Origin of the sequence: Streptomyces sp. NPDC050147, from assembly GCF_040660195.1 — a bacterium.
Lineage (GTDB): Bacteria > Actinomycetota > Actinomycetes > Streptomycetales > Streptomycetaceae > Streptomyces.
In genome coordinates this window covers 59,497-86,311 of sequence record NZ_JBFALJ010000034.1, presented here as the reverse complement: position 1 = coordinate 86,311, position 26,815 = coordinate 59,497, and the positions used below count along the sequence as shown (strand labels likewise).

General features: G+C 70.6%; 19 protein-coding genes. 7 read left to right on the top strand and 12 right to left on the bottom strand.

Annotated elements, in window-relative coordinates:
• The first annotated feature begins 473 nt into the window (after positions 1 to 473).
• On the top strand, positions 474 to 4,022 hold the full coding sequence (locus AB0I94_RS37350; protein WP_363314248.1) for a ThuA domain-containing protein: 3,549 nt from the start codon (positions 474 to 476) through the stop codon (positions 4,020 to 4,022).
• A gap of 20 nt (positions 4,023 to 4,042) precedes the next feature.
• Positions 4,043 to 4,912 carry a sugar phosphate isomerase/epimerase gene (locus AB0I94_RS37345; protein ID WP_363314247.1) on the top strand — a complete coding sequence of 290 codons (870 nt, stop codon included), beginning with the start codon at positions 4,043 to 4,045 and terminating at the stop codon, positions 4,910 to 4,912.
• On the opposite strand, the gene AB0I94_RS37340 is transcribed toward AB0I94_RS37345, so the two are convergent.
• The 5 genes from AB0I94_RS37340 to AB0I94_RS37320 form a co-directional block, all read right to left on the bottom strand.
• A complete protein-coding gene (locus AB0I94_RS37340; RefSeq protein WP_363314246.1) occupies positions 4,882 to 5,478 on the bottom strand; it encodes a GNAT family N-acetyltransferase in 597 nt (198 codons plus the stop codon). The two genes, AB0I94_RS37345 and AB0I94_RS37340, sit on opposite strands and share 31 nt — an antisense overlap.
• On the bottom strand, positions 5,475 to 6,038 hold the full coding sequence (locus AB0I94_RS37335; RefSeq protein ID WP_363314245.1) for an XRE family transcriptional regulator: 564 nt from the start codon (positions 6,036 to 6,038) through the stop codon (positions 5,475 to 5,477). Before AB0I94_RS37335 ends, AB0I94_RS37340 begins: the two co-directional genes overlap by 4 nt.
• Before the next feature lie 108 nt (positions 6,039 to 6,146).
• Positions 6,147 to 6,980 carry an ABC transporter ATP-binding protein gene (locus tag AB0I94_RS37330; protein WP_363314244.1) on the bottom strand — a complete coding sequence of 278 codons (834 nt, stop codon included), beginning with the start codon at positions 6,978 to 6,980 and terminating at the stop codon, positions 6,147 to 6,149.
• A gap of 14 nt (positions 6,981 to 6,994) precedes the next feature.
• Positions 6,995 to 8,023 (bottom strand): ABC transporter substrate-binding protein, encoded by a 1,029-nt coding sequence (locus AB0I94_RS37325; RefSeq protein ID WP_363314269.1) that lies wholly within the window; start codon positions 8,021 to 8,023, stop codon positions 6,995 to 6,997.
• A 135-nt stretch (positions 8,024 to 8,158) separates the two neighbouring features.
• Complete coding sequence (locus tag AB0I94_RS37320) at positions 8,159 to 9,022, bottom strand: ABC transporter permease (protein ID WP_363314243.1); 864 nt, start codon at positions 9,020 to 9,022, stop codon at positions 8,159 to 8,161.
• Between the two features lie 829 nt (positions 9,023 to 9,851).
• Between AB0I94_RS37320 and AB0I94_RS37315 the strand changes: the two genes are divergently transcribed.
• Complete coding sequence (locus AB0I94_RS37315; protein WP_363314242.1) at positions 9,852 to 10,850, top strand: LacI family DNA-binding transcriptional regulator; 999 nt, start codon at positions 9,852 to 9,854, stop codon at positions 10,848 to 10,850.
• A 69-nt stretch (positions 10,851 to 10,919) separates the two neighbouring features.
• Here AB0I94_RS37315 and AB0I94_RS37310 read toward each other — a convergent pair whose 3' ends face one another.
• Positions 10,920 to 11,840, bottom strand: coding sequence for a LysR family transcriptional regulator (locus tag AB0I94_RS37310; RefSeq protein WP_363314241.1), 921 nt, complete (start codon positions 11,838 to 11,840; stop codon positions 10,920 to 10,922).
• Positions 11,841 to 11,924: 84 nt separating this feature from the next.
• On the opposite strand from AB0I94_RS37310, the gene AB0I94_RS37305 reads away from it, so the two are divergent.
• Both AB0I94_RS37305 and AB0I94_RS37300 read left to right on the top strand, forming a co-directional pair.
• Positions 11,925 to 12,686 carry a sulfite exporter TauE/SafE family protein gene (locus tag AB0I94_RS37305; RefSeq protein ID WP_363314240.1) on the top strand — a complete coding sequence of 254 codons (762 nt, stop codon included), beginning with the start codon at positions 11,925 to 11,927 and terminating at the stop codon, positions 12,684 to 12,686.
• A 10-nt stretch (positions 12,687 to 12,696) separates the two neighbouring features.
• A complete protein-coding gene (locus AB0I94_RS37300; RefSeq protein ID WP_363314239.1) occupies positions 12,697 to 13,332 on the top strand; it encodes a hypothetical protein in 636 nt (211 codons plus the stop codon).
• A gap of 263 nt (positions 13,333 to 13,595) precedes the next feature.
• Here the strand turns inward: AB0I94_RS37300 and AB0I94_RS37295 are convergent, their stop codons facing one another.
• The 6 genes from AB0I94_RS37295 to AB0I94_RS37270 form a co-directional block, all read right to left on the bottom strand.
• Positions 13,596 to 14,495, bottom strand: a complete 900-nt coding sequence (locus AB0I94_RS37295; RefSeq protein WP_363314238.1) for a LysR family transcriptional regulator — start codon at positions 14,493 to 14,495, stop codon at positions 13,596 to 13,598.
• A 182-nt stretch (positions 14,496 to 14,677) separates the two neighbouring features.
• On the bottom strand, positions 14,678 to 15,886 hold the full coding sequence (locus AB0I94_RS37290; protein WP_363314237.1) for a glycine C-acetyltransferase: 1,209 nt from the start codon (positions 15,884 to 15,886) through the stop codon (positions 14,678 to 14,680).
• 85 nt (positions 15,887 to 15,971) lie between these two features.
• A complete protein-coding gene (gene tdh, locus AB0I94_RS37285; protein ID WP_363314236.1) occupies positions 15,972 to 17,000 on the bottom strand; it encodes an L-threonine 3-dehydrogenase in 1,029 nt (342 codons plus the stop codon).
• 135 nt (positions 17,001 to 17,135) lie between these two features.
• Positions 17,136 to 18,356 carry a Gfo/Idh/MocA family oxidoreductase gene (locus AB0I94_RS37280; protein ID WP_363314235.1) on the bottom strand — a complete coding sequence of 407 codons (1,221 nt, stop codon included), beginning with the start codon at positions 18,354 to 18,356 and terminating at the stop codon, positions 17,136 to 17,138.
• 57 nt (positions 18,357 to 18,413) lie between these two features.
• A complete protein-coding gene (locus AB0I94_RS37275; RefSeq protein ID WP_363314234.1) occupies positions 18,414 to 20,687 on the bottom strand; it encodes a right-handed parallel beta-helix repeat-containing protein in 2,274 nt (757 codons plus the stop codon).
• Complete coding sequence (locus tag AB0I94_RS37270; RefSeq protein ID WP_363314233.1) at positions 20,684 to 22,183, bottom strand: M1 family metallopeptidase; 1,500 nt, start codon at positions 22,181 to 22,183, stop codon at positions 20,684 to 20,686. Before AB0I94_RS37270 ends, AB0I94_RS37275 begins: the two co-directional genes overlap by 4 nt.
• Positions 22,184 to 22,441: 258 nt before the next feature.
• Here AB0I94_RS37270 and AB0I94_RS37265 point away from each other — a divergent pair, with 258 nt between their 5' ends.
• Together AB0I94_RS37265 and AB0I94_RS37260 are read left to right on the top strand one after the other, a co-directional pair.
• Positions 22,442 to 24,877, top strand: a complete 2,436-nt coding sequence (locus tag AB0I94_RS37265; RefSeq protein ID WP_363314232.1) for a polysaccharide lyase 8 family protein — start codon at positions 22,442 to 22,444, stop codon at positions 24,875 to 24,877.
• A gap of 51 nt (positions 24,878 to 24,928) precedes the next feature.
• Entirely contained in the window at positions 24,929 to 26,815 is a 1,887-nt protein-coding gene (locus AB0I94_RS37260) for a DUF2264 domain-containing protein (protein WP_363314231.1), read from the top strand.

The window sequence follows — 26,815 nt, the reverse complement described above, 5'->3', positions numbered from 1 at the left end:
GTACGGCATCTGGAACGGGTTCTGGGCCGGCTTCCCTGGAGCTGGATCGCTCAGAGCTGGATCCCTCAGAGTTAGACCTCTCGGAGTTAGCCCCCTCAGGACTGAACCGCTCAGGGCTGGATCACTCAGGACTGAACCCCTCAGGACTGAACCCCTCAGGGCTGGATCACTCAGAGCTCGATCCCCTCGGTCGGCCTCTGCAGAGCTGGGTTCCCTGCTCCTGAAACCCTCCCCCGCACAGGCGCCCTCATACCAGCGCCTCTCCGTGACCCCCTTCTCACGCCAGGCGCTTCCGACCCATTGACCCCCCGTCAGAGCGGAACCTACGCTGAACACGCGCAGGAGAAAGCGCTTTCTAGGCCCTAGGCCCCGCACGCCGAGGCCCGGGCAAGCACCGAACGCACCCGCGCAACTCGCACTCACCGCACACCCGGCTACCGGCAGCCGTCCACCCGCCCAGCCCAGGGAGCGCCATGAGTTCCACGAGTCCCGCCGCGCCCAGACGCGGCCCCACCCCATCGAGACCTGGTCCCACCACGCCGAGCCCCTGGCTCGCGCTCATCGCCCTGCTGGCCCTCGTCATCGGCCTCGGGCTCACCGCACCGCCCCGCGCGGCGGCGGCAGCAGCAGCGCCAGAAGTCCCCGCCCCGGCCCCGGCCGCAGCCGCCCCTTACCGCGTCCTCGTCTTCTCCAAGGTCACGAACTTCCCCCACGACTCGATCCCCGCGGGCGTCGAGGCCATCAAGAAGCTCGGCAGCGAGAACGGCTTCGAGGTGGAGGCCACCGACGACGCCACGGCCTTCACCGACGCCAATCTCGCCCGCTTCCAGGCCATCGTCTTCAACAACACCAACTCCACCCCGGAGAAGGGCGACCTGCTCGACGCCGACCAGCGTGCGGCCTTCCAGAAGTACGTCCGCGGGGGCGGCGGCTGGGTCGGTCTGCACGCGGCGTCGGCCAGCGAGCGGGACTGGGGCTGGTACGAGGGTCTCGTCGGCGCGATCTTCGACAAGCACCCCGAGGTGCAGACCGGGCGCGTGAAGGTGCTCGATCACGCGCACCCCTCCACGAAGGGCCTTCCGGAGCTCTGGGAGCGCACGGAGGAGTGGTACAACTGGCGCGCCAATCCGACAGGCAAGGTGCACACGCTCGCGCAGGTCAAGGTGCGCGACGGCGTCACCGGACTCGACGAGGGCGTCGACCAGCCGTGGTCCTGGTGCCAGAACTATGACGGCGGCCGCTCCTGGTACACCGCGGGCGGGCACGCCAAGTCGGCCTTCCAGGAGGAGGGCTTCCTGAAGCACCTGCTCGGCGGCATCGAGTGGGCCGCGGGCAGCAAGCCCGGCGACTGCACCGCCACCAAGACAGGCTCCTTCCAGCGCACACCGCTCGCCACGAACGATCTGGCCGACCCCTTCGAACTGGCCGTCGCCCCCGACCGGCGGGTGTTCTTCATCCAGCGCACCGGAAAGCTGAAGATCATCGACCAGGAGACGCTGAAGGTCTCCACGGCACTCGACTTCGACTACACCCCCGAGATGACGAGCCAGTCGGACGGACTGCTCGGTCTCGCGCTGGACCCGAAGTTCCAGGACAACCACTGGGTTTATCTCCTGAACTCCGACAAGACCGAGAAACGCATCAATCTCTCCCGCTTCACCGAAGCGGGCGGAAAGGTCGATCCGGCCACGGAGAAGCGGATTCTGACCATTCCCACCTTCCGTGGCGAAGGCCGGGCCAACTCGCACATGGCAGGCTCGATCGCCTTCGACAAGAAGGGCGACCTGTATGTCGCGACGGGCGACAACACCGACCCGTTCGCGTCGGACGGATTCACCCCGATCGACGAGCGCGAAGGCCGCCGCGCCTGGGACGCGCAAGGCACCTCGGGCAACACCAACGACCTGCGCGGCAAGGTGCTGCGGGTCACGCCGAAGGACGACGGGACGTACTCCGTGCCCGAAGGCAATCTCTTCGCTCCAGGAACGGACAAGACCCGCTCCGAGATCTACGCCATGGGCATGCGCAACCCCTTCCGGATCACCACCGACCCGGTGAGTGGCGCCCTGCTCACGGCCGACTACGGGCCAGACGCGAGGGCGGCCGTCACCGACCGCGGCCCCGAGGGGACCGTCGAGTTCAACCGCATCACCAAGGCGGGCAACTACGGCTGGCCCTACTGCGTCGGTGACAACACCCCGTTCAACGACTACGACTTCGCGACGAAGAAGTCGGGCGCTAAATTCGACTGCGCGAAGATCGTGAACGACTCACCGAACAACACGGGCCTGCGTGAGCTGCCTGCGGCCAAGGCCGCGGATGTCTGGTACGCCTACTCGGCCTCGGAGAAGTTCCCCGAACTCGGCACAGGCGGCGGTGGCCCGATGAGCGGTCCCGTCTATGACTACGACGCCGCCAACACGTACAAGACCAAGTTCCCCGAGTACTTCGAGGGGAAGTGGTTCAACTACGAGCTGACACGGCAGTGGTTCAAGGTCTTCTCGATGCAGGAGAAGGACCAGACGTTCACCGACCCGCGCTTCGAGCCCGCCAAGGCGGGTGATCTCCAGTCGATCAACTCCATTTTCGGCGACATGAAATGGAATCAGCCTTTCGATGCCGACTTCGGTCCTGACGGTGCCATGTACGTCATCGACTTCGGGCTCGGCAGCGGCACGGGCCGCGGCGGCGGCAACGAAGGCGCGGGCATTTACCGCATCGACTACGTCAAGGACGGACGGCTGCCCGACGCCCGGGTCACGGCCACTCCGGACACCGGCAGCACGCCTCTCGAGGTCAAGTTCTCCAGCGAGGGTTCCGGGCTGCTGCCCGGCGGCAAGCCCGTCACGTACGCGTGGGACTTCGACGGCAACGGCACGACCGACTCGACCGAGGCCAACCCGACACACACATACACCAAGAAGGGGCAGTTCACCGCGCGGCTGAAGGTCACGGGCCCGGACGAGCTGAGCAGCCTGGCCGTGCAGGAGATCACCGCCGGGAACACCCGGCCCGTGGTCACCATCCAACAGCCGCCCAACGGCGGGACGTTCAGCTTCGGCGACACCATCCCCTTCAAGATCAAGGTGACGGACAAGGAGGACGGGAAGATCGACTGCAAGCGGGTCGTCGTCCAGTCCCAGCTCGGGCACGACACCCATCTGCATCCGCTGGACAACTACACCGGCTGCACGGGCGAGATCGTGACGGACGCCGGCGACAGCCACGGACCCGGCCAGAATCTCTACTACGGGATCACGGCCCAGTACGAGGACAAGGGCGCGTCCGGTGTACCCGCCCTGACGGGTTCCTCCTCACTGACGTTGCGGACCTCCTTCCGGGAGGCCGAGCACCGTACCGCCACCGGCGGCGCACACGACGGCGTGAGCATCGGTGACCGCGCGGACGCGTCCGGCGGCAAGCGGCTCATCGAGATCGAGGACGGTGACTGGGTCGCCTTCGACCCGGTGCACCTCAAGGGCGTCGACTCCGTGACGGTGGGCGCGTCTTCGGGCGGGCTCGGCGGCGACATCGAGTTCCGCGCCGGGTCTCCCACGGGCGAACTGCTCGGCAAGGTGAGCGTGCCGAGAACAGGCGGCTGGAGCAACTTCGTCTCGCCCACCACCGAACTGGCCGACCACGACGGCGCCACGAAGCTGTACGCCGTGTTCACCAACCCTGAGTGGTCGCCCGACAAGGAGGACCTCCTCAGCGTCGACTGGCTGCACTTCAACGGCCCCGGAGTCGAGAAGAAGGCCGGTGCGAAGGTGACGGTCAAGGCGGCCCCGGCCGACGGCACCGCGCCGCTGGCCGTCAAGCTCACGAGCACGGTGAAGCTCCCCGCGGGCCGCACGGCGGCCTCGTACCACTGGGACTTCGGCGACAACGTCAAGCCGACCGGCACGGAGAGCGGCACCGCCGAGCACACCTACGCGCGCAAGGGCTCGTACACGGCGCGTCTGACCGTCACCGACGACAAGGGCGACACGACGACCGGCGCGTTCCGGATCACGGCGAAGTGAGGCGAAGTGAGGGGTCAGCCATGAAGAGAACCGGTCTGAACGGCACGAGACGCGCCTTTTTCGGTACGTCGCTGGGGCTGGCGGCAGCGTTCGCCACCGCACTGCCCGCGCGCGCGGATGACGCGTCCCGGTGCCGGCGCATCCCGCGCGGCGGCATCGGCATGCACCTCTACACGATGCGCGGCCCCCTGGCGCAGGACTTCGCGGGCACGCTGGAGCAGCTCGCCGACATCGGCTACGCGACGGTGGGCGTGAGCGGCAGGCACGGGAACAGTGCGGCCGAGATCCGGCGGATGCTCGACGCCGTGGACCTGAAGGCGGTCCTCGAGCACGTCTCGTACGACGTCCTCAAGGGCAGCGGACTCCCGCAGGCGCTCGAGGACCTGCACACCCTCGGCGCGAAGTGGCCGGTGGTGCCGAGTCTGCCCGGCGCGCTGCACACGCCGGACGGATTCCGGGAGGCCGCACGGCAGTTCAACCGCATCGGGCAGGCGTCGCGCGACGCCGGTCTCGGTCCGGTGCTCTTCCACAACCACGGCACGGACCATGTGGTGGTGGACGGCACGAGCCTGTACGACATCCTCGTCACCGAGACCGACCCGCATCTGGTCGGCTTCGAACTGGACGTGTACTGGGCGGCGAAGGGCGGCGCGGATCCGGCGACGTACTTCGTGCGGCACAGGCGACGCTTCCCGGCGCTCCATGTGAAGGACATGGCACCGGACGGCGGTTTCGCCGACGTCGGCTCGGGGACGCTGGACTTCGCCGCGATGTTCGACGACGCGCACGTGGGCGGCGTCAAGCAGTGGCTGGTGGAGCACGACAGCCCCGCCGATCCGTTCGCCACGGCCCGCAACAGTTACGCGTATCTGGCCGCGCTGCGGTACTGATGTGCCGAGTCCGGCCGGGGAGCGTCCGAACCGACCACCTTCTTGAAGAAGAGGGTGGTCGGGTGGAGCACCCCGGCCGGGTCGGCCGCGTAGTCCGGAATGACCCCGGCAGCCGTCCAACCGCCGTTCCGGTAGAGGGACTCGGCGGGGCTGCCGGTCTCCGTGTCCAGGATCAGGAGGGTCACGCCCGCGTCGGCCGCCGCCTGTTCCGCCGCGGCCAGGAGGGTGCGAGCGAGGCCCCGGCCGCGTGCGGAGCCGTGGACCATCAGCTTGAGGATTTCGGCGCGGTGCCTGCCGTTGGGCTTGTCGACGAAGCCGACGCTGACGGTCCCGGTCACCCGCTCGCCGTCGCGCGCCACCCAGACGGCGAGCCGCCCGGCGGCCACCGCAGGGGCCAGGCTCCGCCACCAGTCGGCGGCGGCCGTCCTGTCCAGCGGCGCGAGGAAGCCGAGGGACGAACCGCCGTCCACGACATCGGCGAGCAGGGCCGCCAAGTCCTCTGATGCCGCCAGGAGTTGCTCGGCGGAGAGCCGCGTCACCACCTGCGCCGCTCGCCCGACGCTCATCGCGCGACCACCACCAGCGCGTACCGCACGGCCCGCTCCCCGACGCACCGGAACCGCGTCGGCCCCCACAGCCTGAAGCGCAGACAGTCCCCGGCGCCCAGGGCGTGCGTCTCACCCTGCACGGTCACGTCAAGGCGCCCGTCGAGGACCCAGATGTGCTGTTCGATGCCGGGTACGGGAGGCCGGTCGTACGCCACGTCGGCGCCCGGTTCCAGCCTGCCCTCGACGAGTTCGCCGCGCAGCCCGGCGTGCGGTGGCGACACCGACCGCCGTACGAAGCCGGACGCGCTGTCGGTCCACACGCTCTGCTCGGCGGCGCGCACCAGTTGCGCGGGCTCGGCCTCCACCTCGCTCAGGAGCTGCGACATGGTGCGTTCGTAAACGGCACAGAGCCGGTTCAGGAGGGACGCGGTGGGGCTGATCTCCGCGCGCTCGGCCCGCGACAGGGTGGAGCGGCTCACGCCGCTCCGGTCCGCCAGCTCGCCGAGGGACCAGCCGCGTTCCGCCCGCAGTTCGGCGAGGCGGGCGGCGAGTCGGTCATCGACTCCGTCGTGTTCCATATTTGGCACGCTATCCCGAATATGAAACGCCGGGCAAGCGCTGCCTCTGTGGATGAGGCCTCCGCCGCCTCTGTGGATCAGGCCTCACTCGGACCCGGCCCTCACGCCTCACTCGTGCGCCGACACCGCCCCCAGCAGTTCACGGACGCGCCCGGTGGCCCCACGGAACTCGGCTGTCGCCAGCGTCGTCGCGTACGAGCGCTCGGCGGGGAGGCCGACCTCGATGATCTCCTCGACCGTGCCGGGGCGCGGGCTCATCACGACGACACGATCCGCAAGATAGACGGCCTCCGGGATCGAGTGGGTCACCAGGAGCACGGTGGTCCCCGTCTCGCGCCAGATCCGGTTCAACTCGACGTTCATCTGCTCGCGCGTGAGGGCGTCGAGCGCCCCGAAGGGCTCGTCCATGAGCAGCACGGGCGGCTCGTGGAGGAGGGCGCGACAGAGCGCCACGCGCTGTTGCATGCCGCCGGACAGCTCGTGCGGATAGGCGTCCTCGAAGCCGCCGAGTCCCGTCATGCGGATCAGGTCGTCGGCACGCGCGCGTGCCTCGGCTCCGGGAATTCCTCGCATCTCGGCCTGGAGCAGGATGTTGCGGCGTGCCGTGCGCCAGTCCAGAAGGGCGGCCCGCTGGAAGACGTAACCGATGTCGCGGCGCGGTCCGCTCACCCGCTCGCCGCCGAGAAGCACACCGCCCGACGAGGGCGCGAGCAACCCGGCGATCAGCTTCAGGAGGGTCGACTTGCCGCAGCCCGAAGGCCCGACGATCGCCACGAACTCGCCCGCGCCGACGTTCAGCGAGACGTCCCGCAACGCGGTGACGTCCTTCTTCTTCGTACGGAAGCGGACGGCGACGTCATCGAGGCGCACGGCCGACGGCCTCGCCTCCCCCGCCGGCGCGCGTGGCTCGTCACTCGTCTTGAGAGTCGCATCCTTCGTCATCGTCCTGCCGCCCCTCAGCCCTTGATCCCCTTGGCCGCGTCCCAGTACTCCGCGACGGGCTTGGCCTTCTTGACCATGCCCGCATCCGAGAAGACGTCGATGGTCTGCTGCCAGTCCGCCTCGGTGTTGGCGCCCGGCGCCTTGCCCTTGGTCGCGTCGGTGTGCAGGAGGGTCAGCGTCGTCTTGAACTGCTCGGACAGCACGTCCTTGGGCGGCAGTTGCTCGGACGCGCCGTCCATCGAGGCGACCGCGGGCTCCGGGCTCTTCTCGGCCGCCGCCCACGACTCGCTCACCGCGGCGGTCATGCGCTTGGCCAGGTCTCCCCTGCCCTGCAGGGTCTTGGGCCCCGCGATGAGGCCGTTGGAGTAGAAGTTGAGGCCGTTCTCGGAGAAGCGCAGATACGAGACGCCCTTCTTGGCCTTGTTCTGCATGGTGGGGCCCTGGTCGCTCGCGTACCCGAGCAGGGCGTCCGTCTTGCCGGAGATCACCGCGGCGATCTTGCCCGCCGGGTCGGTGTTCTGGACCTTGACGTCGGAGAGCTCCATGTCGTTCTTCGCCAGGAAGATCGGGAAGGTCTTGGTGAGCGCGTCGCCGGCCGTGCCGGCGATCGTCTTGCCCTTGAGGTCGGCGGGCGACTTGATGCCCTCGGCCTCGAAGTACTGCACCGAGGCGGGCGTCGTCTGCAGGAAGACGCCCAGGCTCTTCACCTTCACGCCCTGGTCCACGCCCGCGAGGACCGCCGGGGTGTCCGCCCAGCCGAAGTCGGTCTGCCCTGCCCCGGTGGCCTGCACGGTCTTCTGCGACCCCTGGCCCGCCCTGATGTCGAGGTCGATGCCGTGCTTCTCGAAGACCTTCTGCTGCTTGCCGTAGTAGAACGGCGCGTGTTCGCCGTACGGGTACCAGTTGAGCGTCAGCGTCACCTTGTCGAGCTTCTTGCCGGAGTCACTGGTGCTCGTCTTGTCGTCATCGCCGCCACAGGCCGTCGCGGTCACCGCGACGAAGGCCAGGGGGACGAGGCCGGTGAGCAGTCTGCGCGCGTGCATGGGACGGCCCTTCTCGCGTACGACGGTCATGGCTGGGGCGGTGCATTGCGGGGCGGGGCGGGGCGGCTCGGGGCGCGGGGGTCGGCGCGTGGGGCTCCGTGCGTGGGGCTTGGGTCGCGGGGCTCGGGTCGCGGGTCAGTAGGCCGTGGTGGCGGCCGCGTCCCTGCGGCTCGCGTGCCACGGGAGCAGCAGCTTCTCCGCGATCTCGACGAGCACGAAGAGGACGACGCCGATCAGTGACATGACGAGCAGTCCCGCGAAGAGCATCGGGGTGTCGAGGTTTCCGTTGGCCTGGAGGATCACATAGCCGAGGCCTTCGTTCGCGCCGACGAACTCGCCCACGACGGCGCCGGTCACGGCGAGCGTGACGGCCACCTTCAGGCCGGAGAACAGGTGCGGCAGCGACGCCGGGAAGCGGATCTTGAGGAAGGTCTGCCAGGGCCGCGCGCCCATGGTGGCGGAGAGCTGGAGCATCTCCGGGTCGACGGCCTTGAGCCCGGTCACCATCGAGATGACGACAGGGAAGAAGGCGATGAGCACGGCGATGAGAATTTTCGGGGCGATCCCGAAGCCGAGCCAGACCACGAACAGCGGGGCGATTGCGATCTTCGGCACGACCTGGGCGAAGAGGAGGATCGGGTAGAGCGTCTTCTCGATGGTCGTCGAGTAAACCATCAGGACGGCGGCGAGGATGCCGACGGCCACGGCGATGACGAAGCCGAGCAAAGTCTCGTAGGTGGTGACCCAGCTGTGCTGCCAGAGGTAGTCCGGCTTGTCGAGGATGACGTCGAGGGTGGCGCCGGGCGAGGGCACGAGATACGCCTCGACCATCTCGGTGGCGGCGATCAGCCACCAGGCCCCGAAGCAGACGAGCAGCAGGACGAGCGGGCGCCAGCTCTTCTCGGCCGCGTCGGCGGCTCGTTGGCGCAGGGTGGGGCGGCGGCGGTCGACAACACCTGCCGTTTGCACGTGAGTTGCCTGCAGTGCGCTCTGGCTCACGGTGAACTCCCCTGGCGTCAGCGAACTTCGGAGGCAGTTGCGGAGCGACGGTGGTGCGGAAACCGCTTTCAGAAAGCGCTTTCTGATAAGGTGTCCGCCACGCTAATGACTGGCTGACCGCAGGGTCAATAGGTCGGCTCGAAGTTTCGCGGCGCGAGACGAGGGGGGCGCGGTGCGGGCGCTTGGGCGCGAGCAGGAACCGGGGGGCGGGAGTCCGTGCGGGGCGGAGGCCGGGAGTCCGTGCGGGGCGGAGGCCGGGGGCGGGCGGACGCTTGCGGGGTCGTCCGGATCGGGGCGAGCGGGCGGGGAGGAGCCTCGGTCGGGGGGAACGCGTGGGGAGGAACCTGGCGCGGGGCAAGAGTGCGGGGAGGGCCCTGGAGCGGGGCAGGCGCATGGGGAGGGGCTTGGACCGGGGGGAGCCCGCGAGCAGCTACCCGGTCCGGATCGGGCACAACAGCAACCCGCATTCGGGCACGGGCACGAACCGCAAGCCGCACCCGGGTGCGGCAGCGCACCTGAACCCACACACGGCCGAAAGCGCGAACCGCAGGCCACACTTGAGCGGGGACGCGAACCGCAGGCAGCGCCCAGGAGAGAGAGCGAACCGCAGGCAGCGCCCAGACGAGGACGCGCACCACAACCCTCACCCAAGCGCGGGAGCCAACCGCAACCCACACCCGAGCGAGGGCCCAAACCACAGCCTGCGCCCAAGCAAGAACGCGCACCGCAACCCACACCCAAACGCGGGAGCCAACCACGACCCGCACCCAGGCGAGGTAGCGGACCGCACCCCGGGCGCGGGAGTGGGCCTCATGTCACCCTCCACGCGGTGGCCCGTACCGCCGGGGTCTCTCCGGCCACCGCGTCCCGGGCCCTCAACGGCACGACGCGCGTACGCGAGGATCTGCGGCGCAGGGTGCTCGAAGCGGCGGATCAGCTGGGTTACATCCCCAACGCCCATGCGCAGGCGCTCGCCAGTTCCTCGAACAACACCGTCGGCGTCATCTGTCACGACGTCGGTGACCCCTACTTCGCGGCGATCGCGAGCGGAGTGATGGCGGCGGCGGCCGAGCAGGACCTCCTGGTCATGCTGGCCAGCACCTTCCGCGCCCCGGCGCGGGAGATCGCGTACGTATCGATGCTGCGGGCGCAGCGGGCCCGCGCGATCCTGCTGATCGGCTCGGGGTTCCAGGACCCCGCGTGGGAAAGGGCGTTGGAGTCGGAGCTCGCTCCCTACATGCGTGCCGGAGGCCGCGTCGCCGTGGTCAGCCGGCACCGCAGCCTTCGCGTGGACACGGTGCAACCTCAGAACCGTGCGGGAGCGGGCGCCCTGGCGCGGGCCCTACTCACCCTGGGCCACCGGGAGTTCGCCGTCCTCACCGGTCCCGAGCGACTCACCACGGTCGCGGACCGCCTGGCCGGGTTCCGCGGGGCGCTGGCCGACGCGGGGGTCACCCTGCCCCCGGAGCGGGTCGTCGAGGGCGCCTTCACTCGTGACGGCGGTCATGCGGCGGCGGTCGAACTGCTGCGGCGGGGGCAGCGGCCGACATGCGTCTTCGCGGTGACGGACGTGATGGCCGTGGGAGCGTTGGGCGCGCTGCGGGAGCAAGGGCTCCGGGTGCCTGACGACGTGTCGCTCGCGGGCTTCGACGACATCCCTCTGGTCGGTGAACTCACGCCGCCGCTGACTACCGTGGCGCTGCCGCTGACGCGGATGGGGCGGGACGTGCTCGCCCTCGCTCTTCGTGAGCGGGGCTCGAGGTCGCGGGTGGAGAGGGTGAGGGGCGAGGTCGTACTGCGGGCCAGCACGGCCCGCCCCACGCCCTGAAGGGCAATGCCCCGTGAGCCCCGACATCGCACCCTCACTCCCCGATCCCCCGCTCCCAACCCCCGAACCTCACCCCCACCCATCCCCCCGCACGACAGGCTCGGCGAGCGACGCCTTGCGCAGATGGTCGGCCAGTGACTTCGCCGCCGGGGACGCCGGGCCGTTCTTGGCGCCCCATGCCAGCACGTGGTGGCGGCGGGACCAGGGGTCCTGCAAGGCGCAGACGGCCAAGGGCTGGGTGGGGTCGATGACGCGGCGAGGGACTATGGCGAGGCCGACGCCTGCCGCTGCCAGGGCGACCAGGACGTTGAGGTCGGCGACCGTCGTGCGGTAGCGCACCACCGGCGCGTGAGGGCCCACGTGCCGCTCGATCCAGCGGCGCAGCGAGGCGTCGGCGTCGAGGCCGACGAGCGGGTGCTCGGCAGCCTCGCTGTAGGTCAGGGAGGCGCGGCCGGCAAGGATTCCGCCGACCTGGCCGACCACCACGAGGGAGTCGTCACCGAGGGGTTCCATCTCCAGACCGCAGTCGCGGGCCTCGTCGTCGAGGACGATTCCCAGGTCCGCCTCGCCGTCGGCCAGCATCCGCACGATCCGTGGCGTGCGGTTCTCGAAGACGCGGACGTCGACGTCCGGGTGCGCCCTGAGGAACGAGACCAGGGCCCGCGGCACGAGCCGGTGCACCGCGGATCCGCCGCCCAGCAGGGTCAGCGGCGCGGTCGGGGATCTCGTATAGCTCGCGACCGCGCTCTCAAGGCGCACGGTCTGGGCGATGACCTCGCGCGCGTGCCGGGCCAGAGTGGTCCCCGCCGGGGTGGGACGCACGCCCCTGCGGCCACGGATCAGCAGTGCCACACCGGCCTGTTGTTCCAGGGAGCGGACCCTGGCACTGGCCGAGGGCAGGCTCAGGTGCATCCGGCGGGCGCCTGCCGTGATCGACCCCTCCGTCACGATGCCGAGGAAGAGCCGCAGATCGTCCAGGTCATAGCGCACCCTCGCCAGCCTAAGGCACAGCCTTAGGCTGGGTACAGCGATAACGCATTGTGGGCCCACCGGCCACGGGGCGATGCTCGGCGGGTGTCAGACATACTCCTCGTGCTGGTGGCAGGCGTCGCCGCCGGAGCATTGAACTCCGTCGGCGGCGGAGGCACGTTCGTGGCGCTGCCCGCCCTGGTGGCGGTCGGCCTGTCCCCCGTGACGGCGAACGCGTCGTCGACCATCGCCCTCGTACCGGGAGCCGTCGCCAGTGGATGGGTCTACCGACGCGAACTCGCCCCGCTCGGGGAGACATCCACGAGAGCGCTGACGACGGTCAGCGTGGTCGGGGGCGGGTTCGGCGCCGTCCTGCTCCTCACACTGCCCGCCGCGTCGTTCGATGCCGCGGTGCCCTGGCTGCTCGCGTTCGCCACGCTGGTTCTCGCCTTCGGCCGCCGCCTTTCCCGTACGGTGAGCGGCGCGCTCGGCCGCCGGATCGGCATCAGCCCCCGGGCCGTCCTGATCGCCCAGTTCTTCCTCGCTCTGTACGGCGGGTACTTCGGCGGTGCCGTAGGCATCATGATGTTCGCGCTGTGGGGCATCGGGCTCGGCCTCGACGCCGCGGTCAGCAATCCGATGCGGGTCACCCAGATCGCGGCCATCAATCTCAGCGCGACCGCCCTGCTCCTCATTGCCTCCGACGCACTCAGCGCCCCGCTCGTCCTCGCCGCGATGTTCGCCGGTGCGCTGGCCGGCGGCTTCACCGGCGCCCTTTTCGCGCGCCGCCTCTCCGACCGGCTGCTACGCGGCATCATCCTGACCACTGCCGTGACGATGACCGTCCTCTACTTCGTGCGCGGTTGAGGCGGCCGACATGAGCGACAAGGACTTCGATGCCGCCGCGCCACCGGACACGGAATCGGCGTACGCGGAATCGCCGTACACGGAGGTGGCCCGAGCCCGGTTGGCGATGGCTTACGAAGCGTGCGAGTTGGCCGAGATCGCGCGGGCCGCCGTACCGATCGGTGAACACGAGCTGCGTGCCGACGGCGCCGCGGACTCCCCCGGCTCGCTGCTTGCCGACGCCGCCCACGTGCTCCGCGCCGCGCAACGGTTCTTCGAGGCCGCCGCCGTCTGCGAGCGGCTCGGCGGCGCGAGCTGGCAGGTCATCGGCCAGGTCCTGGGCGTGGACGCCTCGATTGCGCGGGCACGCTTCGCGGCGGCCGAGGCCTGTTTCCGGGAGGAACTGCGCGCCGCCGAGCCGGCCCCGGTCACCGGCGCTCCCGACCGTGCGGGCTGGTGGCGGGCGTACGCGACCGGCAATCCGCTGGAAGCGGCACGTGACCTCGACGACTGGGTCCTGCGCCACGAGGACGGGGGCGGCGACCTCGGTTCCACGCCGGTCTCCGGCGGCTTGACGAGGAGCGGCGGCCCCGAGAGCAAGGCGGGCTCCGCACAGGGCAGTCGAGGCCGCCGCCCGGGTGAAACCCGCTCCCGGCACAGCAGTTGAGGCCGCGTCACGCGTGACATCCCGCCACGCGTGAGGCCCCGCACCTTCGCACCCCAAGCGTCCCGCGCTGCCCCGGCTTTCGCGTCAACGCGTGTTCTGCCGGGACAAGTTGACGCCACGACGCCTGGGGCGACGCCCGGGCGGACGAGGCCGCCCCAAGCCTCGTTGATCGCGGGGTAAATAGCAGCCGAGGCCCGTCGGCCTACCCGCGACCGGACAGCCCCTCAGCCACAAGCCACAAACCCGGCCGCAGAACCCAGCCGCTATCCCGCCGCCGACCCCAGCGCGTCAAGCACCGGGCGGATCAGCGGATGTTCCTCCGCTCCGCACCGCACCGCCGCGAAGACCCGGCGGGTGGGGGCGACGCCCTCCACCGGGCGGATCACCACCCCCGAGACGTCCATCCCCCGCAGCGCCGACCGGGGCACCAGCGCCACGCCCGCTCCGGCCGAGGCCAGGGCGACGACCGCGCGGAAGTCGTCCGACCAGTGTTCGAGCAGGGGCTGGAAGCCCGCCGCCTCGCAGGCGAGAATCACCACGTCGTGGCAGGGGTTTCCGGCGAAGGGCCCGATCCACGCGTCCTTGGCCAGGTCAGCGAGCGGCACGCGCTCGGCCGCCGCGAGGCGATGCGTCTCGGGGAGCACCGCGTCGAACGGCTCCGCGTACAGCGGAACGCGCGTCAGCCGCGGATCGTCCGCCCCAGGGGCGCCCCGGTACTCCACGGCCACGGCGACGTCCACCTGCCGGTCGAGCACCATCGGCAGGCTCGCGTCACCCTCCGCGTCCTGGACCCGCACCCGGATGCCGGGGGCATCGCTCGACAGCCGGGCCAGGGCGGGGCCGACCACCAGGGCTATCCCCGTGGCGAAGGACGCCACGGTCACCGTCCCCGCCGCGCCCGAGCTGTACGCGGCGAGCTCCGCCTCGGCCCGTTCCAGCTGGGCCAGGACCGCGTTCGTGTGGGAGAGCAGGATCTCGCCCGCCGGCGTCAGCCGAACCCCGCGGGCACCCCGCTCGACCAGGCGGTGGCCCGTCTCCTGCTCCAGGGCGGTCAGCTGCTGGGAGACCGCGGAGGGCGTGAGATAGAGCGCGGCGGCCGCAGCCGTGACCGTGCGGTGGTCGGCCACCGCACGGAGGATGTGCAGCCGCCGAGCTTCAATCATGAGGTCGATTGTCCCAAACCACAGGCCACACCGACACCAGCGGTCCGGCCAGGTCCCTCAGACACCTACGGACCTTCGGGCACCCGTAGTACCACAGAACCCGTGGCCCCACAGTCACCCAGGGCCCCACAGACACTCATAGCCCCTCAGGCACCCGTGGCCCCACAGACACCCGTCGGTCTTCAGCCACCCGCAGCGTCCAGCTCCGCCCGCGCCGCCACGAAGGCGTCCACCGCGCGGTTCACGTCCTGCGTGGAGTGCGCGGCCGACAGCTGGACGCGGATACGGGCCGCGCCCTGCGGCACCACCGGGTACGAGAAGCCGATCACGTACACGCCGCGCTCCAGGAGCAGCTCGGCCATGCGGCCCGCGACCGAGGCGTCCCCGATCATCACCGGGGCGATCGCGTGGTCGCCCGGCAGGATGTCGAAGCCTTCCCGCGTCATCCGCGAGCGGAACAACGCCGTGTTCGCGGCGAGCCGCTCCCGCAGGTCACCGGCCGACTCCAGGAGGTCGAGGACCTTCAGCGAGGCCGCCGCGATCACCGGGGCGAGCGTGTTCGAGAAGAGGTACGGGCGCGAGCGCTGGCGCAGCAGCGCGACGATCTCGGCGCGGGCCGCGACGTAACCGCCGGAGGCGCCGCCGAGCGCCTTGCCGAGCGTGCCCGTGATGATGTCGACGCGGTCCATGACGCCGTGCAGCTCGGGGGTGCCGCGTCCGCCGGGGCCGACGAAGCCGACGGCGTGCGAGTCGTCGACCATCACCATCGCGTCGTAGCGGTCGGCGAGGTCGCAGATCTCCCGCAGCGGGGCGACGTAGCCGTCCATGGAGAAGACGCCGTCGGTGACGATCAGCTTCCGGCGTGCGCCGCCCTCGGCGGCCTCCTTCAGCCGCTGCTCCAGGTCTGCCATGTCGCGGTTGGCGTACCGGAAGCGGCGGGCCTTGCTCAGCCGGATGCCGTCGATGATCGACGCGTGGTTCAGCGCGTCGGAGATGACCGCGTCCTCCGCGCCGAGCAGCGTCTCGAAGACTCCGCCGTTGGCGTCGAAGCAGGACGAGTAGAGGATCGTGTCCTCCTGGCCGAGGAAGGCGGAGAGGCGCCCCTCCAGCTCCTTGTGCACCTCCTGCGTGCCGCAGATGAAGCGTACGGACGCCATGCCGTAGCCCCAGCGGTCCAGGGCCTCGTGCGCGGCGGCGACCACTTCGGGGTGGTCGGCGAGACCGAGGTAGTTGTTCGCGCAGAAGTTCAGTACCTCGCCGGGCCGGCCTCCCGCGGTGACGGCGACCGTGGCGGACTGCGGGGTGCCGATGACGCGCTCGGGCTTGTGCAGTCCGGCGGCGCGGATCTCGTCGAGGGTGGTGCGCAGGTCGTCGCGTACGGAGTCGAACATGCTTGGTTCCTTCAGCAGCTGAGGCGGTCGGGACAGGGACGGTCGGGACGGTCAGGACAGCCGGGACGGTCGGGACAGTCGGGGTTCAGGAGGTCCAGTCGAGGATGACCTTGCCGCCGCGACCGCTCGCCGCGTCGTCGAAGGCCGCCTCGAAGTCACGGTGGCCGTAGCGTCCCGTGATCACGGGGGCGAGGTCGAGGCCGCCTTCGAGCAGCACGGACATCGAGTACCAGGTCTCGAACATCTCGCGGCCGTAGATGCCCTTGATCGTGATCATGGAGGTGACGATCCTGGACCAGTCGACGGCGAAGTCCTCGGACGGCAGACCGAGCATGGCGATCTTGCCGCCATGGGTCATGTTGGCGAGCATGTCGCGCATCGCGACGGGGTTGCCGGACATCTCCAGGCCGACGTCGAAGCCCTCGCGCAGGCCAAGTCCGCGCTGGCCTTCGGCGATCGAGGTCTCGGCGACGTTCAGCGCCAGGCTCGCACCGACCTTGCGGGCGAGCTCCAGGCGTTCTTCGCTGACATCCGTGATGACGACGTTGCGGGCACCCGCGTGCCGGGCCACGGCCGCGGCCATCAGGCCGATCGGTCCCGCCCCGGTGATCAGGACGTCCTCGCCGACCAGCGGGAAGGACAGCGCGGTGTGCACCGCGTTGCCGAACGGGTCGAAGATCGCGGCCACGTCGAGGTCCACGGGGACGCGGTGCACCCACACGTTGGCGGCGGGCAGCGCGACGTACTCCGCGAACGCCCCGTCCCTGCCGACGCCGAGGCCCACCGTGGCGCGGCACAGGTGACGGCGGCCTGCCTGACAGTTGCGGCACTTGCCGCAGACGAGGTGACCCTCGCCGCTGACCCGGTCGCCGATCTTGATGTCGGCCACGTCACGCCCGGTCTCCACGACCTCGCCGACGAACTCGTGCCCGACGACCAGCGGCGCCTCGATGGCCTGCTGCGCCCAGCCGTCCCAGGCCCGGATGTGCAGATCGGTGCCGCAGATCCCGGTGCGCAGCACCTTGATCAGGACGTCCCCGTGGCCGATGACCGGCTCCGGTACGTCCATCAGCCGGAGACCCGGCTCCGCCTTCTCCTTGACCAGCGCCTTCAACGCAACGGCTCCTGTCGTACGTCGCTTGTTCCACCGACGACACAGGAATCTTCCCTACGGCGGCGCCCTGGTCCATCGAGAGTTTCTTAAGCGCCGCCGCAGCTTTCCTTCAGGCCCGGTCCAGGGCCCTGCCCGCTAGGCCCCTTCCCGCGGAGATCCGCCGGAAGGGCGCTGACGGGTCTGACCCCGCTCGAAGTACGCAACGAGCTCCGGGTCCAGGCCCGGCACCTCGCGCGAAGTGCCCCCGTCACGCAGCGACTGCGTGGCCCGCACGCCTGCCGCCACCGCCATCCGGGCCGCGACGGGCGACGTGTCGGTGCGCCCGCCCTCGCGCACGAAACGTACGAACTCCTCGATGAGCAGGGGGTCGGAGCCGCCGTGCCCGCCCTCGTCCTGGGCGTCCGGCACCGGGTACTCGGCGTCGGCTTCCGGGCGGTAGGACGAGCGGCGCGCGTTCCAGACCTTCACCACTCCACCGGGGCCGTCGCCGAAGTTCTCCAGGCGGCCCGCGTCCCCGATGACGGTGTAGTTGCGCCAGTAGTCAGGGGTGAAGTGGCACTGCTGGTAGGAGGCCAGCACCCCGTTGTCGAGGCGCATGTTGACCAGGGAGACGTCCTCGACGTCGATGACGGGATTGAGGTCGCGCTGGGTGTGCGGCGGCCAGTGGCCGTCCTTGGTGTACCAGTCGTCCGTCTTCGGCTCGCCCGGCTCGCGGCGGTGCGGGTTGTCGCCGTAGACCATGAGGTCGCCCAGCGCCTGCACCTGGCGGGTGTAACCGCCGGCCAGCCAGTGCAGGACATCGATGTCGTGGGCCGCCTTCTGGAGCAACAGGCCGGTGGTGTGCCGCCGTTCGGCGTGCCAGTCCTTGAAGTACCAGTCGCCTCCGTAGGCGACGAAGTGGCGTACCCAGACCGTCTTGACCTCGCCGATCTCCCCGCGCGCGATGATGTCGCGCATCAGCCTGACCACGGGCATGTGGCGCATGTTGTGACCTACGTAGAGGCGGGTTCCCGTCTCGTGGGCGGTCCGCAGGATCGCGTCGCAGGCCTCGATGCCGATGTCGAGGGGCTTCTCCACGAAGACGGGCTTCTTCTCGCGCAGCGCCTCGCAGGCGAGCCGCGCGTGCGTGTGGTCGGGGGTGAGGATCACGACGGCGTCGACGTCCGGGTCCTCGACGACCTTGCGGTGGTCGGTGGATATCAGGGCGCCGGGGAAGGCCTCGGCCGCCTCCGTCCGCGCGGTGACGTCATGGTCGGCGAGCGCGGTGACGCGGGAGCCCGCGCCGGGCCGGTGTGCGGTGCGGGCGAGCGAACCGCGCAAGCCGTAGCCGAGGACGCCGAGACGGAGGTCGGTCATGGTGTGCCTTTCCGTGCCAATAGCTGTGCACAAGCACCCGCGCGCGTGCGGGTGTTGCTATGTACGTGCAGGGTGCACGAGTACGTGGGCGAGCGCCACGCGTCCCGCGCCGGTGAGCTTGATCCTGATGTATCTGACTTCCGTGTCCGGGTTCGTGTCCGTGGCCGTGTCGAGGAGTGTGGGCCGAAGTGCTCGTCCGTCGACGCGCAGGGTCGTCGCGTCGGAGAAGTCCGCGGTCCTCGCGAGCTGCACGTCGAAGTCGGCCGTGGTCATGGAGGCGTTGTTCCAGATCTCGACCTGTCCCACGCGCCGCGCCTCGCCGAGGTCGACCTGCCACCAGGCGCCCGGTTCGGACAGCGTGCGGGTGTCGGTGGACGTGTCCCCGTCGGTCGCGTCGGCCGCCGGGGCCGCGCCGTCCGTGGACGACTGGGACGCGGTGCCCGCGCGGGCGAGGTCGGGGCGCAGCTGTTCGGCCGGCGCTCCGTGCGCACCTGTGCGGGCCGCCACGGCGAGCGCCCGCGAAGGCAGCCGGTCGAGCTTGGTGTGATTGCCCTCCATCGTCGATCCGGTGCCGGTGAGGGCCGGTGCGTCGGTGTCGGTCCAGTTGCCGGTCACGTGGTTCTGGATGCCGTAATCGGCCCAGTTGGAGACCCACTTGTAGCCGACGCGGGTGATCACGTTTCCTTCGACGCGGATGTACGAGGACTGCTCGTCGAGGTAGATGCCGTTGCCGTCGCGCTCGGTGTTCCCGTAGGCGGAGCGGTTGATGTAGTTGCCGGAGACGACCGTGCCGGGCTGGGCGCCCTGGGTGTAGATGGCGCCGCCGTCGTGCTGGGCGTGCTCGACCCGCATCACGTTCGTGATCCGGTTGTTCGTGATCCTGTTGTCCCGCAGGACGGACTTCTGGGCCTCGGGCTGGTTCCAGCCCCAGCCGACGGAGATCCCCGAGTAGGGCAGGTCGTCGAGAGTGTTGTGGTCCACGGTCAGCTCGGCCTCGTATCCGGCCCAGATGCCCACCGCGTCGGTGTACTCGACGCCGGCACCGCGGATCGTGTTGTACGCGACGGTGTTCCGCTCGCCCGCGAGTTCCGCCGTCGGCTTCGGCTCGGTGTCGCCGACGTACACGGCGCCGGACGACAGGTCCGTGAAACGGGAGCGGGTGACCGACGACTCCTTGGTGCCCGCCTCCAGGATGACTCCGGCGCCGCCCAGATGCGTGAACTCCGCTCCGCTGACCGACACATGGCGTCCGCCCCGGATCGTCAGTGCCGCGCTCGGCTTGGTGTAGTGGCGGCCCGCGTGGTCGACCGGGCCGCTCGCTCCGGTGAGGGTGAGGCCTGCCTGGGTGCCCGCATATCCCTCGTCGGTGGACGGCCGGCCGTACGCGGCATGGGCGAAGCCGATACCGCGCACGCGCACGTCATGGGCGCCGTCGACGACCATGAGGCGCTCGGTCACCGGGGTGAGCACGTCCGCGCTCCGCATGTCCTCGCCCTTGCGCGGGAGATAGGTGACCGTGCGGTCCTCGGCGTCCCAGACGAACTCGCCCGGCTGGTCCAGGAGTTCGCGAGCGTTCTCGAAGAAGGCGACGCCGGAGTAGCGCGACGAGTCGACGGTGGTGGAGTCCCAGGCGGGGCCCGTGCGGTCCGTTCCGCTCGCGGAGTTGGTCCAGCAGGGCTGCGCGAAGGTCATCCGGTCGCCGTCCACGGAGGCGATCCGGCAGTGGTAGTCGCGCCAGCGGATCTTGACGACGGCCTCCGCGCCGGTGGGGCGCCGCCACTTGTCGATGCCGGTGGCGGTGGCACCCGTCATGCCGGTCTTCGTCGCGTCGCAGGTGCTCGCCGCGCAGGCCTCACCCCGCGCGCGCACGGCGCGCTCCCCGTCCACGAACAGCTGACGTGGGGTGATCCCCGCGGGAACATCGGCCGTCCAGGTGCCGTCGGCGCCCTTCTCCCACCCTGTCAGCGCCCTGCCCCCGGACAGGACGGGGCGGGCGCCGCGCTCGGTGGTCCAGGTGACGGTGTGCCCGTCGCGTCCGGAGTCGGCCGCGCCCAGCCTCAGCGGCTCGCTCATCTCGTAGGTGCCGTCGGCGAGTTCGACGCGTATGTCCCGTCCGCTCACGGTGCGTGCCACGTCACGGGCGGCCCGCGGAGTGCAGGGTCGGGTGGCGGCGCAGGCCTTTCCCGAGCCGTCGGGGGCCGCGTGGAGGATCTTGGGGCCCTGGGCGGCCTGAGCCGCGCTCAGGGGGGTGATCACCGCTCCGAGGGCCGCGATGGCGATGACTCCCGCGGTGACGCGTGGGCGGGTCAGGGCGCTCAGTTGCCGCTTCACTTGGCGACACCCCAGTCCGGGTGGCCCGGCATGGGCGGGTTGTCGAGGTCGAACAGCCAGTGGTTCAGGAACGTGCCGACCGAGTCGTCGCCGGTGACCTCGACGGCGTTGTCGATGAAGTCCTCGGTGGAGGCGTTGCCGTGCCGGTGTTCGGTCAGCCACGACTTCATGACGGCGTCGAACTTCTCCTGTCCTATCTGCTGGTTGAGGGCGTAGAGGGAGACAGCCGCGCCGTCGTAGATGTTGAAACCACCGAGCCCGGTGGGCTTTCCGGGGGGTCCGTCGGTCTTGCGGACCGCGTCGAGCTTGGCGTACGCGGTCCGCATCTTCTCCTCGATGGTCTTGAAGCCCTTCTGGTCCGCCCACACGGCCGCGTAGTAGACGGCAGGTCCTTCGTTCAGCCATGCGTCCTGCCAGGTGGTGGGGGTGACGGAGTCGCCGAACCACTGGTGGGTCAGTTCGTGGACCATGGTGGTCGAGTAGGTGGGCCGGTCGAACCACGAAGGGCCGAAGAGGGACAGGGTCTGGTTCTCCAACGCGTCGCTGTACCCGTCGCGCACGATCTGCACCCCGTACGTGTCGAACGGGTAGCGCACGCCGAGGGTCTTCTCCAGCCACGCGAGCTGCCCGCCGGTCTCCTCGGCGATGGGCTTGTACTTCGCCTGCTGGTCCTCGGGGATGAGGTGGCGCAGCTTCACTCCGTGCGGGCCGCGTCCGTACGCGTAGGCCTGCTTGTTGACGGAGATCCCCAACAGCTCGGGTGCCATGGGGGACTTGAGGGAGAAGTCCCAGGTCTTGTCGGTCCCTGCGTCGCGGGTGCCGGTGAGGTTGCCGTTGGCGCCGGGCGTCCAGCCGTCGGGGGCGGTGAGGTGGAAGGACCAGGTGGCCTTGTCCGAAGGGTGGTCGTTGACCGGCGCGAAGGTGTCGGCGCGGGAGGCCTGGGCCGCGGAGGCGAAGCCGCCGTCGGACATGTAGCGCCAGCCGGGCTGGCCGATCGGCTTGGTCTTGCCGTTGCCGTGGTAGGTCAGTTCGACGTCGAAGGCCCGGTGGTCGCGCAGAGCACCCGCCGGGGTGACCGTGAGCTCCTGGCCGGTCCGTCCGGGCGCGATCGTCCACGTGGCCTTCTTGCCGTTGACCTTGACCGCCTCGATGGCCAGCGAGTCGACATCGAGGTTGAAGGACGACAGGTCCTGGGTGGCTCTCGCCTTGATCTTCATGGTGCCGGTGAAGTCGTACGTCACCGGCGTGAAGTCGAAGGAGAGGTCGTAATGGCGGACGTCGTAGCCGCCGTTGCCGAGCGTCGGGAACAGCGGGTCACCGACGCCGTCCGCCCCCGGGGCCGGGTCGAAGGGTGCCGCGTGGGCGGGGAGGACGAGCGCGAGAGCGGAGGCCGCGGCTGCGGTCGCTGTCGCGGCGCGGAGGGTCGTCCGGGCACTGCGAGCACGGACTGTCCGGGTACTGCGAGCACGTACGGTTCGGGTCCTGTTCTCAGCCATGGGGTCGCAACGTAGTAATCGCTTACTGTGAGCGTCAATACCCCCACCAGCCGCCCGTTGCCGGAACCCTCGCCAAGTCCCTGGCGCATGGGGCCCACCAGTACACGCTTACTGCGCCAGAGGCGGGCCACAGAAAAAGCGTAGAAAGATTCCAGACCCTCTTGCGTCACATAGCAACCGCTTACATGCTGTCGCGGAATCGCTCACGCACGCCTCACTCCCCCACTCCGATGCCCCGACGCCTCACGGGAGTTCCCCATGCGCACGCCACGCTCCGGCTCCACCGGTCCCAGCCGCCGTACGCTCCTCGCCGCGAGTGCCGCAACCGCCCTCGCGGCATCGTCGGTCGGCGGCACGGCGTGGGCCGCCGCGGACGCGGACCCGTACGAGACCCTCCTCGCCCGCGCGGCGGCGCAGCTCACCGGCGGCGCGTTCGACCCCACCGACCCGGACTTCGCGGCGGCGCTGAAGGTCCTGGACACTCAGGCGTCGGGCTGGTGGCGGGATCTGGACCGGTCCGCGGGCCGCACCGCCCTGTGGGCCGACCTCTCCCCCGCCAAGGACGCGGGCAACTTCGGCCAGAGCTACACCCGCCTGCGCACGCTCGCCACGGCCTGGGCCACGCCCGGCACCTCCCTCAGCGGCAGTGCCGAAGCGGCGGACGCCCTGCTCGAAGCGCTGCGCTTCCTGCACGACGACGCCTACCACCCCGGCCGCCCCGAGACCGGCAACTGGTGGTTCTGGGAGATCGGCGCGCCCCGCGCCCTGATGGACACGTGTGTCCTGCTGCGGGAGAAGGTCCCGGCGGCCGACCTGACGGCGTACGTCGCCGCGGTGGCGAAGTTCTGCCCGAACCCCGACCGCCGCACCAACGCCCCGACCCTGTCCGAGACGGGCGCCAACCGCGCGGACAAGGCGGTCATCGTGGCGCTGCGCGGGCTGCTCGCGCGCGACACGGCCACGCTGGCGCTGGCCCGCGACGGTCTGTCCGACGTCCGGGACAAGGGCAGGAACAGCCTGTTCACGTACGTCACTTCGGGCGACGGGTTCTACGAGGACGGGTCGTTCGTGCAGCACGGCTCCGTGGCCTACACGGGGACGTACGGCAGTGTCCTGCTCGGCAGCGCCGGCCAGTTGATCGCGCTGCTCGCGGACTCCGAGTGGGCCGTCACCGATCCCAAGACCTCCGTGCTGTACGAGGCGGTGGACCGGAGCTTCTCGCCGGTGATCTTCGACGGTCTGATGATGGACGCGGTGCGCGGCCGTGCGACCTCCCGCGAGAAGGCACCGGACCACAAGGACGGCGCGGCGGCCCTCACCCACATCCTGCAACTGGCGGGCGGGGCCCCCGCCGCGTACGCCGAACGCTGGCGCGCGCTCGCCAAGGGCTGCATCCGCCGCAACACGTCCCACCCCTACCTGAGCCTGGTGGGCGTGCCGGCACTCGCCCGCGCCAAGGCAGTCCTCGACGATCCCGCCGTGCCCGCCGCCGACCGGCTCACCGGGCACTTCGCGTTCGCGGACATGGACCGGGTGGTGCACCGGCGTCCCGGCTGGGCGCTCACGCTCTCGCTCTCCTCGAAGCGCATCGCCGCGTACGAGGCGGGCAACGGCGAGAACCTGCACGGCTGGTACACCGGCGACGGCATGACGTACCTGTACGACGACGACGACCTGGGGCAGTTCGGGGACGGCTTCTGGGCGACCGTCGATCCGTACCGCCTGCCGGGCACCACCGTGGACACCCGCGAGCGCGCCGACATCGGCTCGGGCGCGGGGACGGGGACCTACCGGCCGAAGAACGCCGTCGCGGGCGGTGCGGTGCTCGACGACAGGTTCGGCGCGGCCGCGATGGAACTCCTCGCCGACGGCAGCACGTTGCGGGCCAGGAAGGCGTGGTTCCTCCTGGACAACGCGGTCGTCGCTCTGGGCGCAGACATCACGGCGAGCGACGGCCGGAGCATCGAGACGGTCGTCGAGAACCGGAATCTGTACGAGGACGGGGCGCCCCGCTTCACGGTCGACGGACGGCGGCAGCCCTCGCGCACCGGCTGGTCGGCGCCCCTGCCCGGCGCCCGCTGGGCCCACCTGGAAGGCAGCGGCGGCTACGTCTTCCCCGACGACCCGGGACGCAGAGCAGACGGCGGCGCTCACCTGCACGCCCTGCGCGAGGAGCGGACCGGCACCTGGCGCGCGATCAACACCGGAGCGGACACCGGAGGCAGCACCACTGCGCTCACCCGCCGCTATCTGACCCTGTGGCTCGACCACGGTGTCTCCCCCGCCGCGTCCTCGTACGCCTACGTCGTCCTTCCTGGAGCGAGCGCCACCGAGACCGCCGTCTGGGCCCGTTCACGGCCGGTCCGCGTCGTCGCCAACAATGCCACCGCCCAGGCCGTCGAGGCCCGCCGCCACGGGCTCCTCGCCGCGCACTTCTGGGGGCCGGGCAGCGCGGCCGGGATCACGGCGTCGGGCCCCTGCACCGTGATCGCCCGACGCGGCGGCGACGGCCTGTCGCTGGCCGTGGCCGACCCGGGCCGCACCGGCACGACGGTCACCCTGGAACTGCCCTTCCCCGTACGGAAGGTGGTCCGCGCCGACGACTCGGTGACCGTCACCCCCGGCCGCCGCCCCCTCGTCACCGTCCGCGTCCAGGGCTCGCGAGGCCACACGCACACCGCACACCTGAGGTGACCGGCACGCCTTCGCCCAGAAGACCCCACCCATAGGAAGCACGGACCCGTCATGCCCGCACCGCATCTGGCCCTGCCGCCCACCGACCGGGTCATCTCCCCGCTCACGGGCTGGACCCGCCGCCACTGGGAGGCGCTCGCCGACCGGCAGTTGGAGGCGCTCGTCCCGTACGCGACACCCCGCTTCGCGCAGTACCGGCTGCCGGGGCGGGGCAGTTGGTCGGGGGTCGTGTCGGACGGCCTCGAGGGGTACGCACGGTCATTCCTCCTCGCCTCCTTCCGGATCGCGGGAGCGGGCGGCGAGGTGGACCCTCACCTCATCGAACGCTACGCGCAGGGTCTGACAACGGGCACGGACCGTGACGCCCCGGGCGGCGAGGCCTGGCCCGCACTCAGCGACTGCTCCCAGCAGATGGTGGAGGCCGCGTCGATCGCGATCGCTCTGCACGAGACCCGCCCCTGGATCTGGGACAAGCTCGGCACCCGGGTCCAGGAGCGGGTCGTCGACTGGTTCTCCGGCTTCGTCGGCGGCAGGACCTGGGACAACAACTGGCGCCTCTTCCAAGTGGTGTCCGAGCAGTTCCTGGCTTCCGTCGGCGCCCCGTACAGCAAGGCGGACATCGACGGCGGGCTCGACCGCATCGAGGACTGGTACCGCGGCGACGGCTGGTACAGCGACGGGGACGGACGCAACTTCGACTACTACATCGGCTGGGCGATGCATCTGTACCCGCTGCTCTGGGCCCGCATGGCGGGCCCCGACGGCGAGGAGCGCGCCAAGGTCTACCGCGAGCGGCTGTCCCGGTTCCTCGCCACCTACCCGCACTTCTTCGGCGCCGACGGCGCCCCCGTCCACCAGGGCCGCTCCCTGACGTACCGCTTCGCGACGACCGCCCCCGTCTGGATGGGCGCCCTCGCGCACTGCACGCCCTTGGCTCCCGGCCTCACCCGGCGCCTCGCGTCCGGCACCGCCCGGCACTTCGTGGAGCGCGGTGTCCCCGACGAGCGCGGACTGCTTCCGCTCGGCTGGTACGGGACTTTCCTGCCGTCCACCCAGGCCTACTCGGGGCCGGCGTCACCGTACTGGGCGAGCAAGGGTTTCCTCGGCCTGCTCCTGCCCGCCGACCACCCGGTGTGGACGGAACGCGAACTCCCGCTCCCTGTCGAGGAGTCCGACCAGTACACGGCGCTCCCCGAGCCCGGCTGGCTCCTGCACGGCACGCGGCACGACGGCATCGTCCGGCTGATCAACCACGGCAGCGACCACAACCCTCTCGAAGGTCCCGCGGCCGACGACCCGCACTACGCCAAGTTCGGCTACTCCACGGCCACCGCACCGGAGACCGCCCCGAGCGCGTGGGAACGCACCGTGGACAACCACCTCGCGCTCCTCGCGCCGGACGGCACTCCCTCACGCCGCCGCCGGATCCACCCGGTGCGCTGCGAGGGTCGCGTGGCAGCCTCCCGGCACGACGCGCAACTGCCGGGCGTGGAAGGCGCGTTCCCCGTAGAGACGACCAGTGTCCTGCACGGCTCATGGGAGATCCGCGTCCACCGGGTCCAGGCCCCGGCGGGCGCGGTGGTCCGGGAGGGCGGCTACGCGGTCGCCGACGAGGCGCAGCCGTACGCCGAGCAGGGGCGCGGCTGGGCGCTGACCCGTACGGAATCGGGGCTCACCAGCGCCGTCGTCGCGCTCCACGGCTGGGACGAAGGGGCGGGCATCGCCCGCGACGTGGCGGCCAACGCGTACGGGCCGCATTCGGCGACGCCCTATCTGACGTTCGCCGGACACCCGGGAGGAGCCAGTACCCACGTCACGCTCGTCGCACTGTCCCGGGACGTCGTGCGGCCGACGGCTTTGCGGGAGGCCATCACGTGCGCGGTCGAGGGTGAAACCGTCCGCATCCGCTTCCCTGACGGCACCCGATCGGAGATCTGA